Annotated in this window: 6 protein-coding genes; 1 reads left to right on the forward strand and 5 read right to left on the reverse strand. The window is 68.5% G+C overall.

The window, feature by feature from the left end; translation table 11 throughout:
* Positions 1-177: 177 nt before the first annotated feature.
* From fliJ to fliF, 5 genes are read right to left on the reverse strand one after another with little or no spacing between them, the layout of a single operon-like run.
* Complete coding sequence (gene fliJ, locus V7Z54_RS04545; protein ID WP_334134692.1) at positions 178-630, reverse strand: flagellar export protein FliJ; 453 nt, start codon at positions 628-630, stop codon at positions 178-180.
* Positions 627-2,087 carry a flagellar protein export ATPase FliI gene (fliI, locus tag V7Z54_RS04550; protein WP_334134693.1) on the reverse strand — a complete coding sequence of 487 codons (1,461 nt, stop codon included), beginning with the start codon at positions 2,085-2,087 and terminating at the stop codon, positions 627-629. Before fliI ends, fliJ begins: the two co-directional genes overlap by 4 nt.
* A complete protein-coding gene (locus V7Z54_RS04555; RefSeq protein WP_334134694.1) occupies positions 2,080-2,970 on the reverse strand; it encodes a FliH/SctL family protein in 891 nt (296 codons plus the stop codon). Before V7Z54_RS04555 ends, fliI begins: the two co-directional genes overlap by 8 nt.
* Entirely contained in the window at positions 2,957-3,958 is a 1,002-nt protein-coding gene (gene fliG, locus V7Z54_RS04560) for a flagellar motor switch protein FliG (protein WP_334134695.1), read from the reverse strand. The genes V7Z54_RS04555 and fliG overlap by 14 nt, the downstream gene beginning before the upstream one ends.
* A gap of 38 nt (positions 3,959-3,996) precedes the next feature.
* Positions 3,997-5,736 carry a flagellar basal-body MS-ring/collar protein FliF gene (gene fliF / locus V7Z54_RS04565; RefSeq protein WP_334134697.1) on the reverse strand — a complete coding sequence of 580 codons (1,740 nt, stop codon included), beginning with the start codon at positions 5,734-5,736 and terminating at the stop codon, positions 3,997-3,999.
* Between the two features lie 333 nt (positions 5,737-6,069).
* Between fliF and fliE the strand changes: the two genes are divergently transcribed.
* Positions 6,070-6,351: a flagellar hook-basal body complex protein FliE gene (gene fliE, locus V7Z54_RS04570; RefSeq protein WP_334134703.1), complete on the forward strand. Its 282-nt coding sequence runs from the start codon at positions 6,070-6,072 to the stop codon at positions 6,349-6,351.
* Positions 6,352-6,356: the final 5 nt, after the last annotated feature.

A 6,356-nucleotide genomic window follows, 5' to 3' on the forward strand; every position in this document is an offset into this window, starting at 1 on the left:
GCCGTCAGCGTCGTTTGTGTTCAGGGCCTCGTCATCGGCGGCGACCAGGCCTTCCAGCAAAGATGCAAAGACGTCACGGGCGGCGGGGTCGCCGTCGCGGGCCCCCGCACTAGGCCGGTGCGAGCTGGGGTGGGCGGTGGCATGAGTGGCGGCTTCGGCTTTCATCGGCAACTCTCCTCAGGGCATCATCGTGGCGCGCCGCCGGTGCTGGGCGGCAGCCATCTCGTCGGTGGCTTTCTGTTCGACGCGGCGTTGCTGCTCCAGCCAGCGTAGCTGGCGCCGCTGCTGGATGCGCTGCAGCGTCGCCAAGGCCCGCTCGGCGTGCTGGACCCGGGCCTCGGCGTGCGCCACGCGCTCTTGCAAGCGCTGCAACACGTCGGTCTGAAAGGCGATGGCTTCTTCCAACCGCGCCACGAACTGGCGCTGCGTGGCCAGCAGCATGGGCGTGACGCCGGCGCTGGCGCGCTGCAGCCAGCGCGCGTCGGCGTCGCGCGTGTAGGCACGCAGCTGCTCCATCTGCCCCTGAGCGGTGAGCTGTTCGCGGCGCACCGCGGCCAGCGCCTGCAGCGCATCGTCGCGCCGCCGCTGTGCCAGCTCCATCAGGACGGCCAGATCGCGCGTGGGCTTCATGCACGGCCTCCTGCGCCACTGCGGGCACCGGCGCCGGCCGCCGCAGCGAGCAGCTCGGTGAGCTGGCGCACGCTGCTGTCGAACGATGCCCCTTCGCGCATGTCTTGCGTCAGCAGCGCCACCATCGCTGGGTGCAGCTGGATGGCCAGATCGGTGTCGGGATCGCTGCCGCTGACGTAGGCGCCCAACTGGATCAGGTCGCGGCTCTTCTGGTAGCGCGAATACAGCTGCCGAAAGCGCCGTGCCAGCGCCCAGTGCTCGGGGCTGACCACGTTGTGCATCACGCGCGAGGCCGAGGCCTCGATGTCGATGGCAGGGTAGATGCCGGATTCGGCCAGTGCACGCGACAGCACGATGTGACCATCCAGGATGGCGCGGGCAGCATCGGCAATCGGATCCTGCTGGTCGTCGCCTTCGGACAGCACGGTGTAGAACGCCGTGATGGAGCCGCCGCCTTCAGGACCGTTGCCGGAGCGCTCCACCAGCTGCGGCAGCCGGGCAAAGGCGCTGGGCGGATAGCCCTTGGTGGCGGGGGGCTCGCCAATCGCCAGTCCAATTTCGCGCTGCGCCATCGCGTAGCGCGTCAGCGAATCCATCAGCAGGAGCACGTGCTGGCCCTCATCACGGAAACGCTCGGCAATGGCGGTGGCGTAGTGCGCGCCTTGCAGCCGCACCAATGGTGGGGCGTCGGCGGGTGCCGCCACCACCACGGCGCGGCCCCGGTCCTGCGGACCCAGAATGTCCTCGATGAACTCCTTGACCTCGCGGCCGCGCTCGCCAATGAGGCCGACGACGATGACGTCGGCCTGCGTGTAGCGCGCCATCATGCCCAACAGCACACTCTTGCCCACGCCCGAACCGGCAAACAAACCCAGCCGCTGGCCGCGCCCGACGGTCAGCAGCGCGTTGATGGCGCGCACGCCGGTGTCCAGTGGCTGGCGAATGGGGGCGCGCTGCATGGCGTTGAGGGGTGGGCGCTCCAGCGGCTGCGCCTGCACACCCAGCAGCGGCCCACCCCCATCGAGCGGGTGCCCGTAAGCATCCACCACCCGCCCCAGCAGCCCCGCACCGAGCGGCAAGCGCAACACCCCTCGGTCATTGGGGACAATGGGATGCGGTGCATCGCCCAGGCGCGGACGTGGGCGGTACGGGGGCAGGGGCCGCACACGCGCGCCCGGTGCCAGCCCGTGCACCTCGCTGGCTGGCATCAGGAATGCGCGGCTGCCTGCAAAGCCCACCACTTCGGCCAGCACCGTGCCGTGGGGCTCGTCGGGCGCCAGCGGGTCCGGATTGGGGTCGATGACGCACTGCGAACCCACCGGTGTGCGAATGCCTTCGGCCTCCAGCACCAAACCCGCCAGGCGCGTCAACTGGCCGCTGGCCTCCAGCGGCGTGGGCTGATTGGCCGCTTGCCGCGCGGCATCCACAAAGGCTTGCCAGGTGCGCAGGTCAGCCATGGGAGGGGGCCTCCTCTGCCTGGGTCAGATGGCTTGAGGCACAGGCGACGGGCTCGCCATCGGCGGGGCGGTCCTGTGCCGCGGCGACGGGGGGCTGTCCGGTCGCACCGGCCGGCAAGGCGGGCGCGTCAGCCGCTGGTGCGCCGGCAGTGGTTAGCGCGTTTTCACCGTTGCACCCGGGCTCGGGTGACATCGTCAGGTCCGATTTCCACGGCTCGTCCAGTCCCAGATTGGCCACGGCGCGCGCCCAGCGGCGCTCCACCGTGCCGTCCACCACGCCCAGACGCGTTTGCACTATGCACCCACCAGGGGTCACGCGCGCATCGGCCTGCAGCCGCACTTGGTGGCGCTGCAGCGCTTCGCCCAACATTGGTTGCAAGCGCTGGGCGTCCTGTGGGTGCAGGCGCAGCACGGCCGGGCGAGCGTCGTCGCTCAGCATCGACAGGGCCTCCTGCACCACGGCCTGCACCGGGCCTAAGGACTGCGCCAGTTCGCGCCGTACCACTTGGCGCGCCACATCGCAGGCCAGCAACAACACCTGCTGCGCCAGCTGCTGTTGCACCGCGTCCAATTCGGCCTGCGCACCGGCCATCACGTCCGCGACGCGCCGCGCCAGATCCTCGGCCTGCTGACGCAGTGGGGCGGTCAGCGCCTCGCGCATCTCTTGGGCGCCAGTTTGCCGTCCCTGCTCGAAACCCTCTGCAAAGGCTTGGGCACGCGCTGCTTCCACATCCTCCGGCGTAATCGGCGGCGCAGCCGGTTCGCTGGGGGTCGCGCGCGCTGCATCGTCCACCGGCTCGAAGGTCCAGGCGCTGACCGCCTGCACCTCCTCGCGCGGGATGAAGCGTTGATACGGGTGCGCGCTGCGGTTAGACGAAGGCATCGTCGCCGCCTCCTCCGATCACGATTTGGCCCTCGTCCACCAACCGGCGCACAATCTTGAGGATTTCCTTCTGCTGGCCCTCCACTTCCGACAAGCGCACCGGTCCACGCGACTCGAGATCCTCCTTGAGTGCCTCGGCCGCCCGGCTGGACATGTTGGACAGAATCTTGTCGCGCAGCTCTTGCGAGGCACCTTTGAGCGCTACCACCAGCACGTCGGCCGACACCTCCTTGAGCACCATTTGCAGCGATTTGTTGTCGAGCTTGAGCAGGTCCTCGAAGGTGAACATCTTGTCCATGATCTTTTGTGCCAGATCCGGGTCCTGCTCGCGGATCGCATCCAGCACGCTGGCCTCCAGGCTTGTGCCCAGCAGGTTGATGATTTCGGCCGCCGTCTTGACACCGCCCAGCGAGCTCTTGCGAATCTTGTCGCCGCCGGCCAGCACCTGATACAGCGCCTCGTTGAGGTCCTTCAGCGCCGTGGGCTGAATGCCCTCCAGCGTCGCGATGCGCAGCATCACCTCGTTGCGCGTGCGCTCGGTAAAGTGCTTCAGGATGTTGGCGGCGTGGTCCTGGTCCAGATGCACCAGGATCGCCGCCAGGATCTGCGGATGTTCGTTGCGCAGCAGTTCCGCGACCGACAGCGGATCCATCCACTTCAGGCTCTCGATGCCCGAGACGTCGCCCCCTTGCAGGATGCGGTCGATCAGCAGCGCGGCTTTGTCCTCGCCCAGCGCACGCTTGAGCACCGCGCGCACGTAGTTGTCGGTGTCGGACACCAGCAGGCTCTGCGACGCCGCTTCGCGGGTGAACTTCTCGATGACGGTGTCCACCTTCTCCTTGGGCACCGTCCTCATGCGCGCGATGGTCTCGCCCAGGCGCTGTACCTCCTTGGGCGAGAAGTGCTTGAACACCTCTGCCGCCTCTTCCTCGCCCAGCGACATCAGGAAGATGGCGGCGTCCTGCAGTCCGTCATCGGTATCGGCCATGTTTGCTCACCTTGCGCGTGCGCCGGCTGCGGTCGTCCTCAGGTGCCCTCGGTGCCCATCCAGCCCTTGAGGATGTTGGCCACCGCCACCGGGTTCTCCTTGGCCAGGCGGCGCGCGTCGGCCAGCCGCAACTCTTCGGCGGTGGGCTCATTATGAGCCGGTTGCGGCAGGCCGGGGCGCTCCACCACTTCGCCCACCACCGCGTCCACCTGGCCGCCGGGGCCGGGCAGCGCGGCCGTGGCGCCTGCCGCCGCCGCGGCCTCGGCTGGGGGCGGCGGCTGCATCATCTTCAGGGTCGGCCGCACCAGACCAAGGAAGATCAACAGCCCCACCAGCAGCAGACCCAGCGACGGAGCGGCGCTGCGCAGCAGGTCCTGCACGTCGGGGTCGCGGTACCACGGCACCTCCACCGGCTCCACCTTGGGCTGGTTGAAGGGGGCGTTCATCACGTTGATCGAGTCGCCGCGTTCGCCGTTGAAGCCGATGGCGTCGCGCACCAGCGCCTGGATTTGCTCGAGCTGCTGCGGCGGCAGTGCCGCCGTTGCGGGCCCCTTCTTTGCGTCCGGGTTGGGCAGGTGGTTGATGACCACCGCGGCGGTCAGGCGGCGCACGGTGCCGCTGGCTTCGCGCGTCACGGCCACCGTCTTGTCCACCTCGTAATTGACGACCAGCTCGCGGCGGCGCAGGGCGTCGGCTGCCGTGCCCGGCACATTGCCCGCGCCCACCACGCCCACAGGAGGCGTGGGGCCGTTGATGGGCGCCTGCGTCGGTCCGGGTGCGATGTTCGACACGGCCCCTGGCACCCCGGCGGGCTGTGCGCTGCCGGGGGCGTTTTCCTCCACCGTTTGCGAGCTGCGCACCGCCGCTGGCTCGTTGCCCTGGTTGGGCCGGTGCTGCTCACTGGTGCGCTCGGTGATCGAGAAATCCACGTCCGCGGTCACCGCGGCGCGCACGTTATCGCGCCCCACCACCGGCTCCAGCAGGTCCAAAATGCGCTGCGTATACATGCGCTCCAGCGTGCGCACATACTCCAGCTGGCGCGAATCGATACCTCCGTCGCCCTCGGCGCGCTGCGACAGCAGCGCCCCGTTTTGATCGATGACGCTGACAGCCTTCGGGTCCATTTCCGGCACCGAGCTGGCTACCAAATGCACGATGCCCGCCACCTGCGTGCGGTCGAGCGTGCGCCCGGGGTGCAGTGTCAGCAGCACGCTGGCCGAGGGCTTTTGCTGTTCGCGGAAAAACCCGTTTTGGTTGGGCAGCGCCAGATGCACGCGCGCATCGGCCACCGACTGCAGCGACAAGATGGTGCGTGTCAGCTCCCCCTCCAAGCTGCGCTGAAAGTTCACCCGCTCCTGAAACTGCGTCATGCCTAAGCGCGTGTTGTCCATCAGCTCGAAGCCCGCCACCGTGCCCTTGGGCAGGCCCAGGCTGGCCAGCTTCATGCGCACGTCGTTGACGCGGTCCGCGGGCACCAAAATCGCGTTGCCGCCGTCGGCGTGCTTGTAGGGGATGTTCATCTGCGACAGCTGCGCCAGGATCGCGCCGCCGTCCTTGTCCGAGAGGTTGGCGTACAGCACCCGGTAGTCCGGACGGTTGAGCAGATAAAACGCCACGGCCAGCAGCGCGACCATGGCCAGCACGCCCGCGCCCAGCGCCGCCTTGCGCGGCGCACTCAGACGCTGCCACCCGGCCAACAGCGGCGGGGTGGGGCGTGCGGTGTCGGTTCCCGGCAGTGCCGGGTCCAATTCGGCGACGGCAGTGGTCGAGGTAGCCATGCGGCGCATTATCCGCACCGGCATGCGCTGCACTAAAGCGCGAACAGACGGGCGGTGACGGGTCTATTCGCGCTTAAGCCGCGGGCGGCCCGGACGCTACCATGCGGGCACGCGCTTGGAGCCCCGGTCAGGCTTGTGTGTCCTCTTCCAGCACTAACCCGGCGTCGTTTCCTGCGTGTTGCTAACCGCGTTGCCAATGGCCTGTCATCGAAACGGAGTCACCCCATGGATCTGCGCCTGCTGCCCATGCACACCGCGTCGATGAGCCCCGCTCAGGTGGCTGCCTTGCGCGCCGCACAAAAGGCCCTGGCGGCCAAGGCCGCGGCCGGTGCCATGCCGGTGGCGCCTGCCACGGGCCCGGGGGCGGCGTCGGCCACCGGGGCGGTGTCCCAGTCCGGCTTTGGGGATGCGCTGCGCACTGCGCTGCGCGAAGTCAGCGCAGCGCAAAACCGCGCCAGCGCCCTGCAAAACGAGGTGCAAAAGGGCAACCGCAACGTCAGCCTGGAAGAAACCATGGTGGCGATGCAAAAGGCGCAGATCGGCTTTCAGGCCGCATTGCACGTGCGCAACCGCATGATGCAGGCCTACACCGACGTGATGAACATGCAGGTCTGACGTTT

It is taken from the genome of Tepidimonas sp., assembly GCF_036824975.1.
In the GTDB taxonomy this organism is placed as follows: domain Bacteria; phylum Pseudomonadota; class Gammaproteobacteria; order Burkholderiales; family Burkholderiaceae_C; genus Tepidimonas.